This is a genomic window from Haloleucobacter albus, from assembly GCF_052492075.1.
Window position 1 is genome coordinate 97,938 of the sequence record NZ_JBQWAS010000023.1, and the last position, 19,292, is coordinate 117,229.

Genomic DNA, 19,292 nt, shown 5'->3' on the forward strand with positions numbered 1-19,292 from the left:
CGGTCCATTCTGCCTTCCCCCCGCAGCGAGGAAACATGTCCGGTCCCAATATTACTGTTCTCTATGATGAGAATCGCATCGCCGCCCGCAATCAGAGCCTTGCCGCAGAAATTGCCGCCAGTGAACCGCAGCAGCTTCTTGCTGTGGCGGTGCTGAAGGGTTCTTTCATGTTTGCGGCGGATCTGCTGCGCGCCATGCATGCTTCCGGCCTCATGCCGGAGGTGGAATTCATGCATCTGTCATCCTATCTGCAAGGGCAGGTTTCCACGGGCAATGTGGAAGTGCTGCGAGATGTGCAGAGCGATGTGCGCGGGCGGGATGTGCTGCTGATTGATGATATTCTCGAATCAGGCCGTACGCTCACTTATGCGAAGGATCTACTGATGGCGCGTGGTGCCCGGCGAGTGATGGTGTGTGTGCTGCTGGAAAAGCCCGGCAAGCGGGCGGTCAACATCCAGCCGGATTTTGTCGGCTTCACTTGCCCGGATGTGTTTGTGGTGGGCTATGGCATGGATGTGGCCCATTCCTTCCGTCAGCTGCCCTTTATCGGCCACATCGAAGGTTCGCCGGAGCGCGCCTTCTGATTGTTGCCGGCCAGTATGCGGATTTCAACGGCTCCGGTTTCCGGGGCCGTTCTGATTCCTGCGGTCTGGTGGTCCGCTTTTCATATCCGGTAAATGTGATTTGGGGTGACACTCATGCCTCTGACTGCCGATGCCCTGCTGGCCTTGCTGGCGGAGAATGATATTCCGGCCGAAACTTTTCATCATCCGCCCTTGCATACGGTGGAGGAATCCAAGGCGCTGCGCGGCGTCATTCCCGGCGTGCAGACAAAAAACCTGTTCCTGCGGGACGGGAAGAAGAACCTCTATCTCGTCACGCTGGCGGAAGATGCCGTGCTGAACCTGAAGAGCCTGCGTGCGCCGCTGGGGGCGAGAGGCGGGCTTTCCTTTGCATCGGCGAATCTGCTGATGGAGCATCTGGGCGTGATGCCCGGCTCTGTCACTTTGCTGGCGCTGGTGAATGATGCTGAAAAACGCGTGCGTGTGGTGCTGGATGCCAGCCTGATGCAGGCGGATGCCGTTGGGTGTCATCCCCTGACCAATGAGCGCACCACAGTGCTGAGCCCGGCGGCTCTTTCCGCTTTCTTCTCGCTCACAGGCCATGAGCCCGTCATGCTGGATCTGGATGCGCTTTTAACCGTGACGGAGGCGGAAAAGCAGAACGCCGCCGGCTGAGGGCCGGCGGCGCTTGATGCGATGTGGTGAGGGCTAGGCTCAGTTACGCTCGTCCAGCAGGCGGCGGGCGATGACCTGCGCCTGAATTTCGGCGGCACCCTCGAAGATGTTGAGAATGCGCGCGTCGCACAGAATGCGGGAGACCGGATATTCCAGTGCGAAGCCGTTGCCGCCATGGATTTGCAGGGCGTTATCTGCCGCCGCCCAGGCGACGCGCGCGGCCAGCAGCTTGGCCATGCCGGCTTCCAGATCGGTGCGACGGCCCTCATCTTTCGCGCGGGCCGCGAAATAGGTGATCTGCCGGGCGATCATGGTTTCAACCGCCATCATCACGATCTTGTCGGCGACGCGGGGGAAAGCCATCAGCGGCTTTTTGAACTGGATGCGCTCCTCGGCATATTTCAGGCCCACTTCCATGGCCGCCTGAGCCACGCCCACGGCGCGGGCCGCAGTCTGGATGCGAGCGCTTTCAAAGGTGGTCATGAGCTGCTTGAAGCCCTGACCTTCCACGCCGCCGAGCAGGTTCTTCACCGGCACGGAGAAATCGTCAAAGCCGATTTCATATTCCTTCATGCCGCGATAGCCGAGCACCTCGATCTCACCGCCGGTCATGCCATCGGCCGGGAAGGGGGTGGCGTCATCGCCGCGCGGCTTTTCGCCGATAAGGATGGACAGGCCCTTGTAACCGGGCTCATCCGGGTTGGTGCGCACCAGCAGGGTCATGATATCGGCGCGGACCGGATGGGTGATCCAGGTCTTGTTACCGGAGACCTTGTAGACATCACCCTCCTTCACCGCGCGGGTGCGCAGGGAGGCGAGGTCGGAGCCGGTGTTCGGTTCGGTGAAGACGGCGGTGGGCAGAACTTCGCCGGAGGCGATCTTGGGCAGATAATCGGCCTTCTGCTCATCCGTGCCGCCGGCGAGAATCAGCTCGGCTGCAATTTCGGAGCGGGTGCCCAGGGAGCCGACGCCGATATAGCCGCGGGAGAGTTCCTCGGTCACCACGCACATGGCTTCCTTGGGCAAGCCGAGGCCGCCAAAGTCTTCCGGGATGGTGAGGCCGAACACGCCCATTTCGGCAAGCTGGGCGATGATGTCCAGCGGGATATATTCGTTTTTCAGGTGCCATTCATGGGCGTGGGGGGCCACCTTGTCTTCCACGAAACGATGCATTTCGGTGCGCATCGCTTCCAGGGTCTCGTCAAGGCCAGCCTCGCCGATGGTGCCGGTGGAATGGGTCTTGCGGATCAGGTCCGCCAGTGCGGCGCGGGCGGCCGTGGTGTTGCCCTCATGGGCCAGCTCGGCCAGCGCCGGCTCGGCGCGCAGGGCGGCTTCCGTTTCGGCCGGCAGATAGAGATCGGCCAGACGCACGATCTCGCCCTGGCTCATGGGGATGCCACCGAGAATCTGGGCGACATATTCGCCCAGGCCGATTTGAACAATGAGTTGTTCTATCTGGCTGAACTTGCCCATCTCGCTCAGCCGGTCCGCATACTGCACCAGCTCACGCACGGAGAAGACATAGGTGGCCAGCCAGGCCAGCCCGTGGGTGGCGCGCTGCTCCTGCTCCATCCGTGCGGAAGCGATCTTTCCGTCCTGTGTCACCCGTGCGCGTACGGCGGATGTTGCCTCTGCCAGCAGCTTCTCAAGCTGGTCTGTCGCCACGCGGCCAAGGGCCACCGCGTCGATGGGGGAAACATTCTGGCTGGTCACTTCGCTGCTGGACATGAACAGGGGTCTCCGTGATGCGGGCTCATGTGTGCACTGCAAAATTTCTAATCCCGCCCAGAAATAATGCCAAGCGAATGTTGCAAACTCTTTGGGTAGGGAAAGAGGCTGTCATAAAATCTGCACAGTTGGCAGAGTGGGCAACTTATTGTTCTGCCGCGTCTTTTCAAGGTGAAATGTGGGTCTGCACCCATTCAGCTTTCCTGTCTGCGTTCGGGCACGCGCAGCTCCGTCAGGCGCAGGGCCAGATCTTCCAGATTGTTGCGCACATGGGTGCAGGCGGAAATGGTGGCGAACAGGGCGGTGAGATCTGCGCCGCTGGCGGCATCCAGCGCATGGGCGGCGTTAAGACTGTCGGCCCTTGCTTCCAGCGCCTCAACGCTGATGCGGGCCGCCATGCCGGCGTCCATATCCATGGGGCCATCTTCCATATGGGCGGAAAGGGCCTCCATATATGCGCACAGGGCCTGAACCGCCCGATCCAGCTCAGGCCCGATATGGGTTCGGAGCGTTTCCGGCAGCGGGCGCTCCGCATTGCGCAGCATGATGATGACAGAATGCCAAAGGCGACGGCAACTGCGCACCACGGGGGCGGGGTCCATCTGCCCGGACCAGCGCTGTTCCGTGTGCGCCTCCTTGGCGCGCCCATCGGCCGCGCGCAGCACGGTGCGGGTCCGGCTGTTGAGAGCATCCACCGTATCGGGAAAATAGGGATGTCCCAACAACCCGTCACGCCCCAGCGTCATCAGCCGGGCGCAGTTGCGCACGGCTTCCGCGCAGTGGGGAAACAAAAAGATCAGCGCGCGCGCCGGCAGAATCAGTACGGCACAGAGCACGCCGGCCATTCCGCCAATGGCAATCTCCATCAGCCGGAACAGGGCTGAAATCCAGGGGCTGGCATGGCTGGCCTCGGCCAGCAGCACAATGACGACTGTGACAGGGGCCAGCTTGTAGGCGCTGGAACGGGCGGCGAGTGTGCTGGTAATGAGAATGCCCAGAGCCAGCGCCAGAAAAGTCAGCGGCTGGGAGGTGCCAGCAAGCACCGAGGCCGCCACCCCCACCACGCCGCCTACCAAAGTGCCCAATGTGCGCTCAATGGCGACGGACAGGCTGGCTCCCACGGTGGATTGCACCACCAGAACAGCCGTCAGCACGGCCCAGTAACTGTTGGGCAGTTGCAGTGCCGTGCCAACGCCAAATGCCACCAGCGCCGCAATGCAGGCGCGCAGGCCCTGTTTCAAATGTGCTGGCCGGGCCAGTTTTTCCATCGCCTGCTTCAGCGTTAATGCCATGACCCTGCCTGTTAAATCGCCGTCAAGACGGTGGGGCCTCAATCTGCATGCAGAATGCCTGAAAGCGCGCCGGTAGCAAGGGCTTGGCAGGGGATATGGCCTGTTGTTGTTGCCTCGCAGAAGAGGCAAAGACGCAGGCCGCTGGCGCGCAGAACTGGCGCGGGCTTGCCATTCTGCCCGGAAACAGGAATGTGGGGCACGGCAAGGGGCCTTTCGTGCTGTTGCAGACGGAAGGTGGTGGGGGGAGCCATGTTGAGCCGCATCTATCATATTCTGGTTGACGCGATCTGGGGGTTCTCCGAGGACGACGGATGGGCCATCGCCAGCCATATCGCCATGTCCAGCCTGATGTCCCTGTTTCCCTTCCTCATTTTTGTCACGGCACTGGCCGGCGTGTTCAATCTTCAGCCGCTCTCCGGGGAAAGCATCTCCCTGATGATGGAATCGTGGCCCAGGCAGGTGGCTGATCCCATTGGGCAGGAAATCCATAATGTGGTGAGCCAGGTGCGCGCCGATGTGCTGACATACGGCATGGCGCTGGCCATCTATTTCTCATCCAATGGCATTGAAAGCCTGCGGGTGGGGTTGAACCGGGCCTATGGCGCGAAGGAAAACCGCGCCTGGTACTGGTTGCGGCTGGAATCTGTCGGCTATGTGCTGCTTGCGGCGGTGGCCATGCTGGCGCTCTCCTTTCTGGTGGTGCTGGGGCCGCTGTTGTGGCAGATGGCGCTGCATTATCTGCCGGCGCTGGCACCTTTTGGCGGCCTCATCACATTTGTGCGCTTCGGGGCGACATCCATCATTCTGGTGGTGGCGCTGGTGGTGGCGCATTTGTGGCTGCCCGGCGGACGGCGAAAGCTGAAAGAGGTGGTGCCGGGCATTCTTGTCACCCTGCTGTTGTGGCTGGTGGGGGCTACGGCTTTCGGTCTCTATCTGGCGCGTTTCCCCGGCAATTATGTCTCCACCTATGCGGGTCTTGCTTCGGTGATGATTGCGCTGGTGTTTCTGTACCTCACGGCCGTCATCTTCCTGTTCGGGGGCGAGCTGAATGCCGCCATCGCGCGGGACAGGCAGGCGCGGGAGCCTTACCAGCCGCCGCAATTGCCGCCCCTGCGCCAGAAACTGGAAGATCTGCGGGCAGGGTTGGAGGGATGAGCCAGCCCGTCGGCGCAGGTGGTGTTGCGCTTGCTCAGGGTGGAGCAAAAACGGAGGAAGGCATGTCTGCCGGACGCATGAGGGGGGAGTTGCCAGAGCAGATCGGGCCGGGGCCTCTTGTGCTGGTTGTCGGGCCTTCCGGCGCGGGCAAGGATACGCTGATGCGGCTGGCCCGGCAGAATCTGGAACATGAGAGGCCGGCCGGTGAAAGGCAGGTGCATTTTGCCCGGCGTCTTGTCACCCGAAGCCCGGACAAGACATCCTCTCAGGCCGGGGAAGACCATGACATCCTCACGCTGGAGGCGTTTGCCCGCCGGCAGGCCGCAGGAGAGTTTCCGCTGGCCTGGCAGGCCCATGGGTTGAGTTATGCGCTGGGGCCGGAGGTGAGGGCGCAACTTTTGGAGGGGGCGTGCGTCGTCGCCAATGGCTCACGCGCCACGCTGGGTGAGGCCCGTGCCCGCTTTGCTCATCTGGCGGTGGTGCTTGTCAGCGCGCCACAGGCGGTGCTGGCCGCCCGGCTTGCGGCGCGGGGGCGGGAGACTGCTCTGGAGATACAGGAAAGATTGAGCCGGGCCCCGGCCATGCCGGTCAAGCCCGATCTCATCATCCAGAATATGGGAGCCCCGGAAGATGCCGCCACCCGCCTTGCCGCCTTTATTGCGGCGCAGGCGCATGGGCGGCCCCCTCACTGGCGGTAATGCTGGATGCGCGTGGTGCGCAGGCCCGGCAGGCCGTGCTTGTCGATGGATGATTGCCAGGAGAGGAATTCATCCACAGTCAGCGTGTAACGCCGGCAGGCTTCTTCCAGTGAAAGAAGGCCACCGCGTACAGCCGCCACCACTTCCGCCTTGCGGCGAATAACCCAGCGTCTTGTATCGGGGGGAGGCAAGTCCGCAATGGTGAGCGGGCCGCCATCTGGGCCGATCACATATTTCACCCTCGGCCGGCAGGCATCGGTCATCTCTACGCCACCTGTTACTCAACTGAACACCGTTGCAGATTGACCACATCCCATGAACATTTCGCTAATGGGCAAAAAATAACTCATGTTTACATATGTTAATGCTGTGTAAATGAATGGTTTTATTTTAGTAAATACTCAAATGTTCGCCGGCCTCGTAAAAGAAATACTCGTCTGCTTGAGATGCTATTTCAGAGCTGTTGCGGGTTGGATCTGCTGTCTTCAGCGCTTTTTCAGGAAGATGGCGAAATTGGCGCGGGTAACATTCATCTGTTGCACTTTTGCCATAGCGGTTTTGGTGAGGTTCCAGCGCTTGTGGAGAGGGCAAACCACCACTTTCTATTGTTATCGCTCCTTCTGAAGTGAGAAGAGGGGTGGTGTCTCTGGCCAGTAAGAGCCTGTCGCGGCGGATAAAAAAGTGAAATTCGCAGGAGGCTGGCTGTCATGCGATGGGCCATGGACCGCCGGATCGCCCGACTTGAATGCAGCCCTGCCGCGGGGCTGTGCAGTTTTTCGGGGCCGTTTTGTGCATTGCCTCATGTTTTGCGGCAAGCACTTGTGTTGCTGGACAGGTTTTTATCTTGCGCTGCCATATATTTCGGCGGCAGTGCAGCACATTTTTGGGCTTTTCAGTTTTTCATGATGCGTTAATCTTTGGTGCAAGATCGATTGAGTGAGGTGTGCCGAATGATGTCGGAGTTTCTGCTCACCGTCGCCCAGGCTTGCGCGGCCTTCGGTTTCGTTGGCGCCATATTACTGGGGATGGTTTGATCTGCGGCTCCGCTGGCCCTCAATCCAGTTGCAGTTGCAGCTCTCTCGATCATGGCGCGCCGGGATGTGTGAGGCTTCCCGGCGCGCCTTTTTCTGGGCAGGTCACCTCTGCGGGGGATTGCCCTCGAACCTCCAGACCGGCCCGTCACCCATTCTTATCTGAAGCGACGCTTCTGTTCATGGCGCTGATGATGGGCGCATCGCGCAAACGGGTTGCGCCATCCCGCTCTGGGGCAGGTGTGTCGATTTTGCGTTTGTCAGTGGGGATCTGCGGGAGTCATATCTGGAGCGGAAATCCGGTGATTGCCGGCGCTCTTCTTGTTCCAGGGGTTCGCGCATGAACATTCTCTCCATCCAGTCTCATGTCGCTTACGGGCATGTGGGCAATGCCTCGGCGGTGTTTCCGTTGCAGCGACTGGGGGTGGAGGTGTGGCCTATCCACACCGTGCAATTCTCCAACCACACAGGCTATGGCGCATGGCGGGGGCAGGTGTTTGATGCCTCCATCATCGGGGAACTGGTGGAGGGAATTGCCGAGCGCGGTGTGCTGGAGCGTTGCGATGGCGTGCTCTCCGGCTATATGGGCGCGGCTGATATTGGGGATGCCATTCTGGCGGCCGTGGCGCGGGTGCGGGCGGCGAATCCGAACGCGGATTATTGCTGTGATCCGGTCATCGGTGATGTTGGACGTGGCATTTTCGTGCGACCGGGCATTCCCGAATTCATGCGTGAGAAGGCGGTGCCGGCGGCGGAGGTCATCACGCCCAACCAGTTCGAGCTGGAATATCTTTCCGGCCACACCATTGCGGATTTGTCGGATGCGATTGCGGCGTGCAATGCGCTGCACCGGCTGGGGCCACGGGTGGTTCTGGTCACCAGCCTGCATACGCGGGAAACTCCGGCCGGCATGATTGATCTGCTGGCATCCGGGCCGGAAGGGCGCTTTCTGGTGCGCACGCCCAAGCTGAATGTGGCGCCTAACGGGGCGGGTGATGCGATTGCAGCCCTGTTCTATTTTCACTGCAAGCGCACGGGCAGTACGGCCGAGGCGCTTTCGGCGGCGGCATCCTCCATTTTCGGCCTGCTGGCGCAAACGGAGCGGGAAGGTTCACGCGAATTGCTGCTTGTGGCCGCGCAGGATGAATTCGTGAAGCCCTCCCGGCTCTTCACGGCTGCGGTGATTTGAGGCAATATTGTGGCATCAGGGTTTGTTTCTGAGAGACTGATCCTGAGGGGGGGCAGCATGATTGCCCGGTCGCTCCGGCACTGTTGCGGATTGTGCCGGGGCGGGCGTGCTCCGCTCCGCTCCGGTCTGCGGCCTGCTCTCTGTGTGGGGGTGGTGCAGGCCGGAGGTGGTTCCTATCTGTTCTGCTACAGGGCAGGTTCCCCGGTTGCGGAACCTGCCGGGCCGAAACTGTGAGACCCCCTCATGACTGCATCCGCTGCTTCTCTGTTCGACAGTTTTCGTCTGGGTGACATGACGCTGCCCAATCGCATCGCCATGGCGCCACTCACCCGGAACCGGGCCGAAGCCGGGCTGGTGCCCGGTGATATGACCGCGCAATATTATGCCCAGCGGGCCAGCGCCGGTTTGCTTATTACCGAAGCGTCCCAGATTTCGCAGCAGGGGCAGGGCTATCAGGATACGCCCGGCATCTACAGCCCGGAGCAGGTCGCCGGCTGGCGGAAGGTGACAGATGCCATACATGCCGCCGGTGGGCGGGTGGTCATCCAGCTCTGGCATGTGGGGCGGGTGTCTCATACGGCGTTGCAGCCGGGTGAGGGCGCGCCGGTCGCGCCTTCCGCCATTCGGGCGGAAACCAAGACCTATGTGAATGACAGCTTCACTGAAACCTCTCTGCCGCGCGCGCTGGATGCCAGCGAGATCCCCGGCATTGTGGAGGATTATCGCAAGGCGGCTGCGAATGCCGTCGCCGCCGGTTTCGACGGGGTGGAGATCCACGCGGCGAACGGCTATCTGATCGACCAGTTCCTGAAGGATGGCGCGAACCGGCGCAGCGACTCCTATGGTGGCTCCATCACCAACCGCACGCGCTTCCTGCTGGAGGTTCTGGATGCGGTGGTGGGCGAGATTGGCGCGGCCCGCACGGGCCTGCGCTTGTCGCCGGTGTCTCCGGCCAATGGCATCAGCGACAGTCATCCGCAGGCGCTGTTCAACCATGTGATGGACGAGGTGGAGAAGCGCCACCCGCTTTATGTGCATGTGGTGGAAGGCGCAACCGGCGGCCCGCGCGATATTGCTCCTGATTTCTCCTTCGCCGAACTGCGCCAGCGCTTCACCGGCCCGTGGATGGTGAATAATGGCTATGATCTGGAGCTTGCCGAAAAGGTGATCGCCGAAGGGGAGGCGGATCTGGTGGCTTTCGGCCGGCCCTTCATCTCGAATCCTGATCTTGTGGAGCGCCTGCGCCGCAAGGCTCCGCTGAATGAGCTGAAGAAGGAAACGCTCTATGGCGGCGGGGCTGAAGGCTATGTGGATTATCCCACGCTTGATGACGCCGCCCGGTAAGGACAGACGACAAGGTGACTCAGCCTGAACAAACACAGGCCACCCCATGGGGCGCGGGCCGGCAGACCTGCTCCGCGCCCCAGATATTTGCGGTGCAGGCCTTGCATTTCGTGCTGGAGCCCGGCGGCTGGCCCCAGGCCGAGGCGCATCACGCGGAGATCGAGACCTGTTTTGCGGCATGCCGGCAGAAGAACCCGCATTTGTGGAATGGCGAGATTCTCATGCTGGATCAGGCCAGCCTGAGGCGGGAGGAAACAGCGGAAGGCGTGGTATTGCACGGGGCGTTCCGACGTACGGATTTCGCTTCTTTCCTGTGGTGGCGCATGCAAGGCTGGCCGGATATGGGGCTGCGAAACGCCTTCAGCCTGGCCGCGCTGGAAGGGGCGGATGGTGGTTTCGTGCTGGGCCGCATGGGCGCGCAGACCTCATCCGCCGGTCATATCTATTTCCCGGGTGGCACGCCGGATCTTTCTGATGTGACAGAGCGGGGTTATGTGGATCTGGCCGCCTCCAGTTTGCGGGAGATGGCAGAGGAAACCGGCCTTCATCCCGGCGATATCGCACATGATGGCGGCTTCATCGCGGTGGAGGATGGGCCGAGACTGGCCCTGCTGCATCGGCTGGTGTTTGCGGAGCCGGCTGATGCGCTGGCAGATCGTATCCGGGCTTTTCTGGGCCGGGAGGCTCTGCCCGAACTGGCAGATATGGTGGTGGTGCACAGGGAGGAGGATCTTCTCCCCGCCATTGCACCTTTCACGGTGGCCTATATGCGGGCCCGTTGGGCCGGAGCCTTTTCTTCCGCCATAAGGACATGAAAAAACCCATGGCCATGAAAGGCCATGGGTGACGCGTCGTCGATACACTGGAGAAGAAGGGCTCAGACCCGCTCCACCACCGCGGCGATACCCTGGCCACCACCAATGCACATGGTGATGAGGCCATAGCGGCCGCCCGTGCGCTTCAGCTCATAAAGGGTCTTTACCATCAAAATGGCCCCGGTGGCCGCCACGGGGTGCCCCAGCGCAATGGCCCCGCCATTGGGGTTGGTCTTGGCCGGGTCAAAGCCAAGAGACTTGCTGACCGCACATGCCTGTGCGGCGAAGGCCTCATTGGATTCGATCACATCAAGCTGTTCCAGCTTCAGGCCGGCCCGCTTCAGTGCGATCTTGACCGCAGGCACCGGGCCAATGCCCATTTCGGCCGGGTCCACGCCGGCCAGGCCATAGGAGACAAGGCGCCCCAGCGGTTCCATCTTCTTGGCCTGCACCACGGCGTCCGAGGCCATGATGACAGCGGCTGCGCCATCATTGATGCCCGAAGCGTTGCCGGCCGTGACCGAACCGCACTTCTTGAAGATGGCGCGCAGCTTGGCCAGATCCTCAATGCTGACATTCCGACGCACATGCTCGTCGGTATCGACAATCACCGTGCCCTTGCGGGTGGAGATTTCAACCGGCGCGATCTGGCTCTTGAAGTGGCCGGCATCAATGGCGTGGGCCGCGCGGCGGTGGCTTTCCATGGCCAGGGCGTCCTGGTCATCACGGCTGATATCATAATGCTCGGCCACATTTTCGGCGGTCACGCCCATATGGCCGTGGCCGAAGGGGTCTGTCAGCACACCCACCATCATGTCCAGCATGGCGGCATCGCCCATGCGCTGGCCCCAGCGGGCGGAGGGGGTGAGGTAGCCGCCGCGGCTCATGCTCTCACATCCGCCGGCCAGCGTGACATCGGCATCACCCAGCTTGATGATCTGGGCGGCATTGACGATGGCCTGAAGGCCGGAGCCGCACAGGCGGTTGACGGTGAAGGCCGGAGTTTCCTTCGGCACGCCGGCTTCCATGGCGGCCACGCGCGAAACATACATGTCCCGCGGCTCGGTATGAATCACATGGCCAAATACGGTGTGGCCAATTTCAGCTGCCTCGATACCCGCGCGGCTGATGGCGGCGCGGGCCACATGAGCGCCAAGGGCGGTGGGGGGCACATCCTTCAGCGCGCCGCCAAAATCGCCAATGGGCGTCCGTGCGCCGGAGACAATGAAGACCTCTTTGCTGCTCATCGGGCAATCTCCATGGGGCCGTTCTGGGGCCTGTTGCGGGTTTCGCCTCCGTTTGGGGCGGTGGCCTCCCGGTCTGTTGCGGCGGGAAGAAAGCCATTGCCTTACTCACGGGTCAACATTTATGCGCGCAGTCAAAGCCATTCTGTCAGCTTTTCCCGCTTCACAGGGCTGCAATACCTTCCAGCCATTGACATTATGCTCTCGGGCCCTTATCAACCCGGCTCGATCCTAAACAGCAGAGCGTCGACAGAGCCGCGCGGCATGCGCGCCGCGGTCGGCCAAAGGTTAGAGTTCCATGAAGATCCGTAATTCCCTGAAGTCGCTGCTCACCCGCCACCGGGATAACCGTCTGGTGCGCCGCAAGGGTCGCGTCTACATCATTAACAAGACCCAGAAGCGGTTCAAGGCGCGTCAGGGCTGAGTCTATCTCGCCTTCTAGCGCCCGCACGGCACAAGAGGCCGGCGGACTGTCGCCTGAATTGACGAAAAGGGCGGAACGTCTGACATTCCCTTCATGAATGTCGCGCTTCCGCCCTTTCGTGTGTCTGGCCCCATGATGAATGCTGTGATTCCCCAAGAAGCTGATTCCCTGCCTTTGCACCGGAGCAATGCGGGCGAAGCGTGCGGTGATTCTGCGGTTTCAGAACGCCGGCTCGTGCTTCCCGGTCGCAGCTTTCTGGTGGCAGGCGCATTGTTGACAGCGCTGGCGCTGTGCGGGTTCCGGGGGGCGGAGCAGGCCTCCCAGGAGGCCGGAAGCGCAGCTCATGCCGCTTCGGAAGGCCGGCCGTCCACGCCGGAATCATCCAACGGGTCGGATCAGAAGCAGCAGCTTGAGGCGCTGTTCGCGGCGCTGAAGCAGGCGCCGGATGAAGCCAGCGCCAGCATGATTGCAGATCGGCTGGACCGCATGTTCGGCAAGACAGACAGTCCGGCGATTGATTTGCTGATGGCGCGGGCCAATGCCGCCATGCAGGTGAAAGCCTATGATCTGGCGTTGGATCTTCTGGGCCAATCTTTGCGCATTGAGCCGGACGATCTGGGCGCGCGGGCCCGGCGCGCCACCATCTACTATCTTCAGGATGATTATGGCCGTGCCCTTGCGGATATTCGCGAGGTGTTGGCCCGTGAACCGCGCCATTTCACCATGCTGTACGGGCTGGCGCTGATTCTGAAGGATATTGGCGAAGACAGGCTGGCACTGGAGGCCACGCGCAAGGCGCTGGCTGTAAACCCTCACCTTGAAAGCGCTCAGGAACTGGAAAAGGAACTGGACGCGAGGGTGGAAGGGCGCGAGATCTGACGCCCTTCCGGCATCCGTCTCAGGCGTCAGCATTCCCCCAAAACAACTGCCGGGAAATCCGGTGGCTCTTATTTCTTCTCTTCGCGCGCACTGGGGGGCGGGGGCACGGGCATGGGGGGCGTGTTTTCGGTCTCAGCTTGCGGCGCCTTGTTCTGGTTGCCGGTGGTGAGCTGAACTGTCCAGGATTTCTGTTCCTGTGTATCCACTTCCATGAAGCCGGTGCGTTCAAACCCGCGGGCCAGGCAATCGCGCGCGCCGCGAATGGTGAATTCCTTATCGCGCGTGCACATATAGGAGCGGCCAGACCACTCCCCGCCCTGATCGTAATCCACCGCATAGAGGTAATAGTAGCGGGAACTCAGATCGCCCCGGATCAGGGTTTCACAGCTTTCTGCCGCGACATTCCACCAGCCTTCCGTGGCCCATGACTCCCCATCCTTGTAGCCAATGGCGATGCCGATGCGGCTGGGTGTGCGGTTGCACAGGCGCAGTTCAGCATGGGCCGCGCTGGCGGTGACCAGAGGCCCCAAGGCCATGCCGCAAACAAGGACAAGGCGGGTCAGAACCACGCGGCGAAAGATATGTCGCTGCGCCCGCCGGAGCAGGTGCGGGCGTTGGGCCATGGTGAAGCGTTCCGGGCTGAAAAGCATGAGAAGGGCTGTGTGCCTGTCAATCGTGGTTCCGTCAATGCCGGGCGTTTGTGCTGGAGAGGGCCGATGGGCCTTCCTCCATGCCGTTTCCGGGGGAGCGGGCTCCGCCCAGAAGGATATGACGCATATTTTGATACTGTCACAGAAAATCGGGGCGGTATGGAGGCGTGGTGCCCGGCATTCACATCCTGTTTGCCGCTCTGGGGTAAAAGCTGAACGGTTCTTGACTCACAGCCGGGGCGAGGCTCTATCACAAGCTCGGCCCATTGGTGTGGAACACAGTGGCGCAGCCGGCCGGGATCGACAGGCCAGCGCGCCGGCCATCAAACCCCAGACAAGGAGATCTGCCAGGTGGCGGAAGACGTCTCGGATGCCCCCGCGGGCTTTGCCAAGGAACAGCTCAAATCCTTCATCGAGCGCATTGAGCGCCTTGAGGAGGAGAAGAAGGCCATTTCCGACGACATCAAGGATGTGTTCGCGGAAGCCAAGGCCAATGGTTTTGACGTGAAGGCCCTGCGCACCATTCTGAAATTGCGCAAGGAAGATGTGGATCAGCGCAAGGAGCATGATGCGCTGGTGGAGCTGTATTGTCAGGCTCTCGGCATCTTTCTTTGAAGACTGCGCCGTGGCGCTTCTCCGGTGCTGGATGCCGGAAGAGCGGCGCGGTCAATCCATGAATGGCGCACTCCGGCGCCAGATACAGAAAGGGCTCCGGTCACATGGCCGGAGCCCTTCTGATTTTGGGGCTGAAAAAAGAAAAGGGCGGAAGCCTTGTGAGGTCTTCCGCCCTTTTGATGGGAGAGTTGGTGCCGCGTCACTTCGCCGTGGACATGGCCAGCGTGGTTTGCGGGAAGCGGTGGGTGGGGACATAGGCCACCGCTTCGCCCGAGAAGCTGGGGCGCAGGCCATAGCTTGGATCATGTGAGAATTTGCCGGCCACAACTTCCTGAGGCGCGCTGACAAAGGCGGTGAAGACACGCACCTCTGGCGGGCGGGAAATCAGCTGGTTCGAGAGACGCGGAGAAAGGAAGATCGGCCCGAAGGCAATCTTCTCCGCCTTGTTTTGGGCCGCCTTGGCTTGCGCCGGTTTGCTGCGGCGGTTCTGCGTGGTTTTGCGGGCAGGTGCGGCAGAAGCCACACGCTGTGGTGCAGGGCCGAAAATATCACCCGGCGCGGCATAACCCAGCGCCATGGTTTCTTCCTGCTCCGGCACAGCCTCGGAGCTGCCGCGTGTGATGACGGATGGAAGCGGTGCACGCTCAAGCTGGGCCACGCGCAGGGGGGCGCTCAGCTCACGCGGGCGATGCAGGGGCATGGGGGCGTCGGCATTCATGATCGGCTCGGAGGCAAGAGCCAGACGCTGCGGGTTGTCCGGGGTGGGGACATGCGGATTGCCCATGCTGGGCCGGCTCAGCGGAAGGGGAGCTGCCGCCAGTGTGGTGTTGCCGCGTGTTGCGGCTGCCGGCTTGGGCTCCGGCGTTGCCGTCAATTCCTGATACTGGCTCATGCGCGTGCCGGAAGCCTGCGCCACCTGCCGCCGGGCCGGGGCCGGGCTGGGGGCTGCCTGCGCATTATCATCGGCCTCATCCTGTCCGCCACCGAAGAGGGCCGCAAAGAAGTTTTTCGGTTTGCTGGGGGTGCTGCCACCACCTGCCTTGCGGCGCTCGATTTCAGCCTCGGCGGTCTGGTAGCCGGGCAGGGGCTTGCCATCGGACGGCACATGGACGGTTTTGCCATCGGGGAAGACCCGATAAAGCTGGGCGCGGCTCATGCGCGGCCAGTGGCGCACACCGCCGGTATCCATATGCACGAAGGGAGAGCCGGAGGTGGGGTAAAAACCCACACCGCCGCGCTGTAGGCGCAGGCCCGCAGCGCGCAGATCCGCCAGCTTCACGCCAGGAATGTAGAAATCCAGCGCTTTACCCCGTGTGTGCTGGGAAAATTTGGCCACGCCCTTGCTGCGGCGACGCAGCATGGAGTTCGTTTCGGGCGAGCGATAGGAACTGAGAACGTGAATGGCCGACTTGCCACCTGTTTCCCGGTTCACTTCCCAGAGAATATCGAACAATTGCGGATCCATGCGGATCTGCTTGTCATTGCGCCAGTCCCGCATGAACCAGTTTATCTGCTTCAGCACGGCGCTGTCATAGCGGCCATTCTTCTTGAAGGTGAAGGTGGCTTGCTCGCCATGATGCATGTGCTTGAAGGAGAGTGTGCGGGTATCTCCGTTGGCCACGGCATTTTGCAGGCCACTGGTGCCACCCACCAGCAGCGCGGCGCCCATCAGGCAGGTGCGCAGGGCGGATGCTCCCGAGCGTGGAAGCAGTGTGCGCAGTCCGCGAAGCGGGGCGGAAACGGGATGTGGCGCGATCGTATTGGCCAATGTCGCGAACCTGGGGTTCATATTTGGACGGTCCCGCAGCTGAAGCCACGGTACGGATGGGCAGGAGTCTGCGCCTCTCCGGTTAAGGCCAGGTTGATGCCAAGCGATGCGGCTGCCTTCATGCCCGTATCTTCCTCCCTGATGTCCGCCAAAGCCTGTGTGTCCACAGCCCTGCCGAACCCAAACCCCTTCTGGAGAAAGGGGCTATGCGGTCGCGTGCCTCATGATGCGGGGGCCCTGTGCACAGTTCACCTGCTGCCAGAACCTCTTCTCAGGGCGGCATGAAGCGGGCCTGAGAATGCAATCTGGAACCTATTCTGCCGACGGACGTTAGGCTGTTGAGAGGAAACACCGGATGCAGTGAGAGATGCAGTGCAATCGGTGTTGTGCCTCGTTGCCTTCCATTGCGCCGACGGCCCGCCAGCCATGCTGACGTGGCTCATATTTCCGCAAGGCATGACCATCGCTCACCTTTCAGGTGAAAGCGGAAATCATGTGCATGTTCGTATCACGCTCTAGGGCGACAGTATGGCAAAAACATGCCGCATACGGAAGCGGAACCATAGGGTGCGGGGCTTTGAAGGCGCGCCACATTGCTCCATTCCTGTGCGGGAAGAAGCAGATACCATGGTCGGGCGGCGGGATGGCGCGCATTGATGTGCCGGCTTATCGTTTCCGGGTGGCGGTGTCTTCCGCCATGTGGCGGCTCCGACTGTTGAGCCCCAGCCGATTCTTGACGGCGGCATTGATGCCATAGATGTCGCCAAACCGGGAAACATGCCCCTGCGCATCCGCCATCGTGGTGAAATAAACCAGATGAACGGGAATGGGCTGTTTCAGCGTGAGATAGCGTTCCTTGTTGCTGAACATGCGGGTGAAGCGCTGCTCGTTCCAGCTTTGGCCGGGCATGGCGATGTTGAACAACACGGAGCCGAAATCGAATGGGTCCTGCACCCGCACACAGCCATGGCTGCGGGCTCTGTCCCGGTTGGAAAACAGGTGTTTTGCCGGCGTATCATGAAGATAGACAGCATGATCGTTGGGGAACATGAACTTCACCCGGCCCAGTGAATTGCCGCGTCCCGGCATCTGGCGGAAGGAATATCCGCCGGAGCCGTTCCGTCGCACTTCGATATTGCGCCGTTGCAGGGCTGCGGGATTGTTGCGCAGCAGAGGCATCATCTCGTTGCGGGCGATGCTGGGGGGAATGTTCCAGGCCGGGTTCACCACGGCATAGGTCATATTACGGGTCATCAGCGGGGTCGGGCTGGAGGCCTTGCCCACCACTGTGCGGGTTTCGTAAATCGGCTTGTCCCCTTCGTGAATACGCACTTTGTATTCGGGGATATTCACCATCACATAATGCGCGCCAAGCTGGCGCGGCAGCCAGCGCCAGCGCTCCATATTGGCGATGATTTCCGCACGGGAAGGCGTATCGGATGCGCCATAATTGAGGGCCTGAAGAGTGTTGTTGCCCACAAGGCCATCCGGCGTCAGGCGCATGGTTTCCTGAAAGGTCCGCACGGCTTCGGCCAGTTCGGGATCATAGGTCAGATCGGTTGCGGCCTTGTCGGAGAGGCCCAGGCGCGCACGCAGGGCGGGAACGCGCGGGTCCATCTTGCCGGGTCGCAGAAGTGGGCCGGGGGGAATGGCGACGATACGTCCGGGCTCATCCGTCTCCGGTGTTCCCAGCAATTTTTTCAGGGCCAGATAGCCTGCATGGGGCGGATTATAGGCTGCCAGTGCGGCGTTCGCGTCTCTGGCCTGAGAAATGTGAGCCAGAATGGCGGATGGCTCTGGAAACTCCCGCGTGGGCGTGACGAGTTCGGAAATCCGGGTGGGGTTGAAACGGCCGGTCTGGGCATGGCGGGCATAGGTGAGTGCGGTGGCCGCCAGGCTTGTTTCCGTGCGGGCCAAAGCGGCGGCCTGTGCGCCGGAGAGGGCGGGTTCGAAGCCGTAATCATCCGGGTTCAGCCCATCTTCAGCCGCAGCGCGCAGGCGGGCGGCAATGGCTTTGCCGCGGACATTGAGGCCCTGCATGTCCACAAAGGCGGGTTGGTAGCCGCGCTGGGCGTAGAATTGCACCAGTGCTTCACGCTCGGCTTTGGAAAGGGAGAGGCTCTCCTGTCCGGCGAGGCGGGCGGCAATGGCTTCAGCCACCGGGGCGAGGGGGCCGGAGGGACGTTCTACCGTATGAAGGGGGGTGGAAGCCGGCGCAGTCGCGGCTTTCGGCCCGGCTTGCACCGCGCTTTGGGGGGCTGGGGCGGGCACCCCGTTCATCGCAGGTGTGGAAGCGGGTGCTGAGGCCGGAGTTGTGGGGGTGACAGCCACGGAAGAGGTTTTCGGTTCAGCCTCAGATGTGACGGCCGTGCCGGTAGCAGCCACTGGTGCAGCCGTTTTTGCCGTTTGTGCACCCGAGGAGACGACTGGAGACGCTGCTGTCGCGGTTTCCTGTGCGGAAGGTTGCGCGGAGGAGGCGGTTTTTCGCTCCGCCTGTGTCTTTGCCTGTGTCTCTACCGTTTCTGTTCCGGCCGATGTGGTCGCGGATATTGCTGAAGCGGCTTGCGGAGTCGTGACCTCAGGTTGAGCCGGGGCCGCCGCGTGGGTTGGCGAAAGCTCGCGGGTTTCGCGGGTGCTGTTCCCGCTCGCCTTGTCCTTGTGTGTCTCGTTCTGATTCGGCGTGGCGGGAGCCTTGCCGCTGCGGTCTGGCAGGGTTTCGCGCAGGGAGGGGATGGGGCGGCGGGCCGTGCCTTCGCCCACCCGGTCACTATAGACCGGGGTTTTGTAATGGCCGCCCTCCAGTTGCTCTCGCGCTGTAATGGCTGCATTCGAGGGCGGAAGCGCATTTGTCTCGCCGACCAGATCCGAGCGGGAGGTGGAGGCGCGGGGCGGCGCGCCGGCGCTTTGCGGTGTCACGACGGCAGAGGGCGGGCCTTCCACATGGCCGGGCGTGGCGTTAGGTGGCGCATTCTGTGCTTTTGCCGGCAAAGCACCGAACAGAGCCGCGCACAGGCTGACCATGCCGGCTCCCAGAAGATACACTGGCAAGGGCCGTGCCTTTGGCATAGCCCGCTCTTGCAGCGCGGCCTGATCTTCACGGGCAACACTGCGAGAGGCGGAGTGAGTCGCGCCCTGCATATGCTGTTCCGGCTTTTTCATGGGTGTCGTGTCCTGCTCGGGGGCGCATGGAACGCTTTGTGTTCCACCGCCTTTGGTGGTGCC

17 protein-coding genes are annotated in these 19,292 nt (G+C 61.9%); 10 read left to right on the plus strand and 7 right to left on the minus strand.

The window, feature by feature from the left end; translation table 11 throughout:
* Positions 1–35: 35 nt before the first annotated feature.
* A complete protein-coding gene (gene hpt, locus ACT6QH_RS07015; RefSeq protein ID WP_444974100.1) occupies positions 36–584 on the plus strand; it encodes a hypoxanthine phosphoribosyltransferase in 549 nt (182 codons plus the stop codon).
* A 114-nt stretch (positions 585–698) separates the two neighbouring features.
* On the plus strand, positions 699–1,238 hold the full coding sequence (locus ACT6QH_RS07020) for a prolyl-tRNA synthetase associated domain-containing protein (RefSeq protein ID WP_444974101.1): 540 nt from the start codon (positions 699–701) through the stop codon (positions 1,236–1,238).
* Positions 1,239–1,277: 39 nt separating this feature from the next.
* On the opposite strand, the gene ACT6QH_RS07025 is transcribed toward ACT6QH_RS07020, so the two are convergent.
* Positions 1,278–2,966, minus strand: a complete 1,689-nt coding sequence (locus ACT6QH_RS07025) for an acyl-CoA dehydrogenase family protein (protein WP_444974102.1) — start codon at positions 2,964–2,966, stop codon at positions 1,278–1,280.
* Between the two features lie 194 nt (positions 2,967–3,160).
* Positions 3,161–4,258 carry an FUSC family protein gene (locus tag ACT6QH_RS07030; protein WP_444974103.1) on the minus strand — a complete coding sequence of 366 codons (1,098 nt, stop codon included), beginning with the start codon at positions 4,256–4,258 and terminating at the stop codon, positions 3,161–3,163.
* 249 nt (positions 4,259–4,507) lie between these two features.
* Between ACT6QH_RS07030 and ACT6QH_RS07035 the strand changes: the two genes are divergently transcribed.
* Positions 4,508–5,413: a YihY/virulence factor BrkB family protein gene (locus tag ACT6QH_RS07035; RefSeq protein WP_444974104.1), complete on the plus strand. Its 906-nt coding sequence runs from the start codon at positions 4,508–4,510 to the stop codon at positions 5,411–5,413.
* Positions 5,410–6,111, plus strand: coding sequence for a phosphonate metabolism protein/1,5-bisphosphokinase (PRPP-forming) PhnN (phnN, locus tag ACT6QH_RS07040; protein WP_444974105.1), 702 nt, complete (start codon positions 5,410–5,412; stop codon positions 6,109–6,111). Before ACT6QH_RS07035 ends, phnN begins: the two co-directional genes overlap by 4 nt.
* On the opposite strand, the gene sciP is transcribed toward phnN, so the two are convergent.
* Positions 6,099–6,374 carry a CtrA inhibitor SciP gene (sciP, locus tag ACT6QH_RS07045; RefSeq protein WP_444974106.1) on the minus strand — a complete coding sequence of 92 codons (276 nt, stop codon included), beginning with the start codon at positions 6,372–6,374 and terminating at the stop codon, positions 6,099–6,101. The two genes, phnN and sciP, sit on opposite strands and share 13 nt — an antisense overlap.
* Before the next feature lie 1,108 nt (positions 6,375–7,482).
* On the opposite strand from sciP, the gene pdxY reads away from it, so the two are divergent.
* The 3 genes from pdxY (at position 7,483) to ACT6QH_RS07060 (ending at position 10,490) form a co-directional block, all read left to right on the plus strand.
* Complete coding sequence (gene pdxY / locus ACT6QH_RS07050; RefSeq protein WP_444974107.1) at positions 7,483–8,331, plus strand: pyridoxal kinase PdxY; 849 nt, start codon at positions 7,483–7,485, stop codon at positions 8,329–8,331.
* A 243-nt stretch (positions 8,332–8,574) separates the two neighbouring features.
* Positions 8,575–9,675 carry an alkene reductase gene (locus tag ACT6QH_RS07055; RefSeq protein WP_444974108.1) on the plus strand — a complete coding sequence of 367 codons (1,101 nt, stop codon included), beginning with the start codon at positions 8,575–8,577 and terminating at the stop codon, positions 9,673–9,675.
* Between the two features lie 14 nt (positions 9,676–9,689).
* Complete coding sequence (locus tag ACT6QH_RS07060) at positions 9,690–10,490, plus strand: NUDIX hydrolase (protein WP_444974109.1); 801 nt, start codon at positions 9,690–9,692, stop codon at positions 10,488–10,490.
* Positions 10,491–10,552: 62 nt separating this feature from the next.
* Here the strand turns inward: ACT6QH_RS07060 and ACT6QH_RS07065 are convergent, their stop codons facing one another.
* Positions 10,553–11,737, minus strand: a complete 1,185-nt coding sequence (locus ACT6QH_RS07065; protein ID WP_444974110.1) for an acetyl-CoA C-acyltransferase family protein — start codon at positions 11,735–11,737, stop codon at positions 10,553–10,555.
* Positions 11,738–12,032: 295 nt separating this feature from the next.
* On the opposite strand from ACT6QH_RS07065, the gene ykgO reads away from it, so the two are divergent.
* Positions 12,033–12,158, plus strand: a complete 126-nt coding sequence (gene ykgO, locus ACT6QH_RS07070) for a type B 50S ribosomal protein L36 (RefSeq protein WP_444974111.1) — start codon at positions 12,033–12,035, stop codon at positions 12,156–12,158.
* A gap of 234 nt (positions 12,159–12,392) precedes the next feature.
* A complete protein-coding gene (locus ACT6QH_RS07075) occupies positions 12,393–13,037 on the plus strand; it encodes a tetratricopeptide repeat protein (RefSeq protein ID WP_444974112.1) in 645 nt (214 codons plus the stop codon).
* A 68-nt stretch (positions 13,038–13,105) separates the two neighbouring features.
* On the opposite strand, the gene ACT6QH_RS07080 is transcribed toward ACT6QH_RS07075, so the two are convergent.
* Positions 13,106–13,687, minus strand: coding sequence for a DUF1036 domain-containing protein (locus ACT6QH_RS07080; RefSeq protein WP_444974113.1), 582 nt, complete (start codon positions 13,685–13,687; stop codon positions 13,106–13,108).
* A 342-nt stretch (positions 13,688–14,029) separates the two neighbouring features.
* On the opposite strand from ACT6QH_RS07080, the gene ACT6QH_RS07085 reads away from it, so the two are divergent.
* Complete coding sequence (locus ACT6QH_RS07085; RefSeq protein WP_444974166.1) at positions 14,030–14,302, plus strand: DUF2312 domain-containing protein; 273 nt, start codon at positions 14,030–14,032, stop codon at positions 14,300–14,302.
* Positions 14,303–14,501: 199 nt separating this feature from the next.
* Here ACT6QH_RS07085 and ACT6QH_RS07090 read toward each other — a convergent pair whose 3' ends face one another.
* On the minus strand, positions 14,502–16,091 hold the full coding sequence (locus tag ACT6QH_RS07090; RefSeq protein ID WP_444974114.1) for a peptidoglycan L,D-endopeptidase MepK: 1,590 nt from the start codon (positions 16,089–16,091) through the stop codon (positions 14,502–14,504).
* 645 nt (positions 16,092–16,736) lie between these two features.
* A complete protein-coding gene (locus ACT6QH_RS07095; RefSeq protein WP_444974115.1) occupies positions 16,737–19,229 on the minus strand; it encodes a L,D-transpeptidase family protein in 2,493 nt (830 codons plus the stop codon).
* Positions 19,230–19,292 lie beyond the last annotated feature (63 nt).

Coding starts and splice junctions, on each gene's coding strand:
- hpt (WP_444974100.1), top strand. CDS start 36: ATGTCCGGTCCCAATATTACTGTTCTCTATGATGAGAATCGCATCGCC.
- ACT6QH_RS07020 (WP_444974101.1), top strand. CDS start 699: ATGCCTCTGACTGCCGATGCCCTGCTGGCCTTGCTGGCGGAGAATGAT.
- ACT6QH_RS07025 (WP_444974102.1), bottom strand. CDS start 2,966: ATGTCCAGCAGCGAAGTGACCAGCCAGAATGTTTCCCCCATCGACGCG.
- ACT6QH_RS07030 (WP_444974103.1), bottom strand. CDS start 4,258: ATGGCATTAACGCTGAAGCAGGCGATGGAAAAACTGGCCCGGCCAGCA.
- ACT6QH_RS07035 (WP_444974104.1), top strand. CDS start 4,508: ATGTTGAGCCGCATCTATCATATTCTGGTTGACGCGATCTGGGGGTTC.
- phnN (WP_444974105.1), top strand. CDS start 5,410: ATGAGCCAGCCCGTCGGCGCAGGTGGTGTTGCGCTTGCTCAGGGTGGA.
- sciP (WP_444974106.1), bottom strand. CDS start 6,374: ATGACCGATGCCTGCCGGCCGAGGGTGAAATATGTGATCGGCCCAGAT.
- pdxY (WP_444974107.1), top strand. CDS start 7,483: ATGAACATTCTCTCCATCCAGTCTCATGTCGCTTACGGGCATGTGGGC.
- ACT6QH_RS07055 (WP_444974108.1), top strand. CDS start 8,575: ATGACTGCATCCGCTGCTTCTCTGTTCGACAGTTTTCGTCTGGGTGAC.
- ACT6QH_RS07065 (WP_444974110.1), bottom strand. CDS start 11,737: ATGAGCAGCAAAGAGGTCTTCATTGTCTCCGGCGCACGGACGCCCATT.
- ykgO (WP_444974111.1), top strand. CDS start 12,033: ATGAAGATCCGTAATTCCCTGAAGTCGCTGCTCACCCGCCACCGGGAT.
- ACT6QH_RS07080 (WP_444974113.1), bottom strand. CDS start 13,687: ATGCTTTTCAGCCCGGAACGCTTCACCATGGCCCAACGCCCGCACCTG.
- ACT6QH_RS07090 (WP_444974114.1), bottom strand. CDS start 16,091: ATGAACCCCAGGTTCGCGACATTGGCCAATACGATCGCGCCACATCCC.
- ACT6QH_RS07095 (WP_444974115.1), bottom strand. CDS start 19,229: ATGAAAAAGCCGGAACAGCATATGCAGGGCGCGACTCACTCCGCCTCT.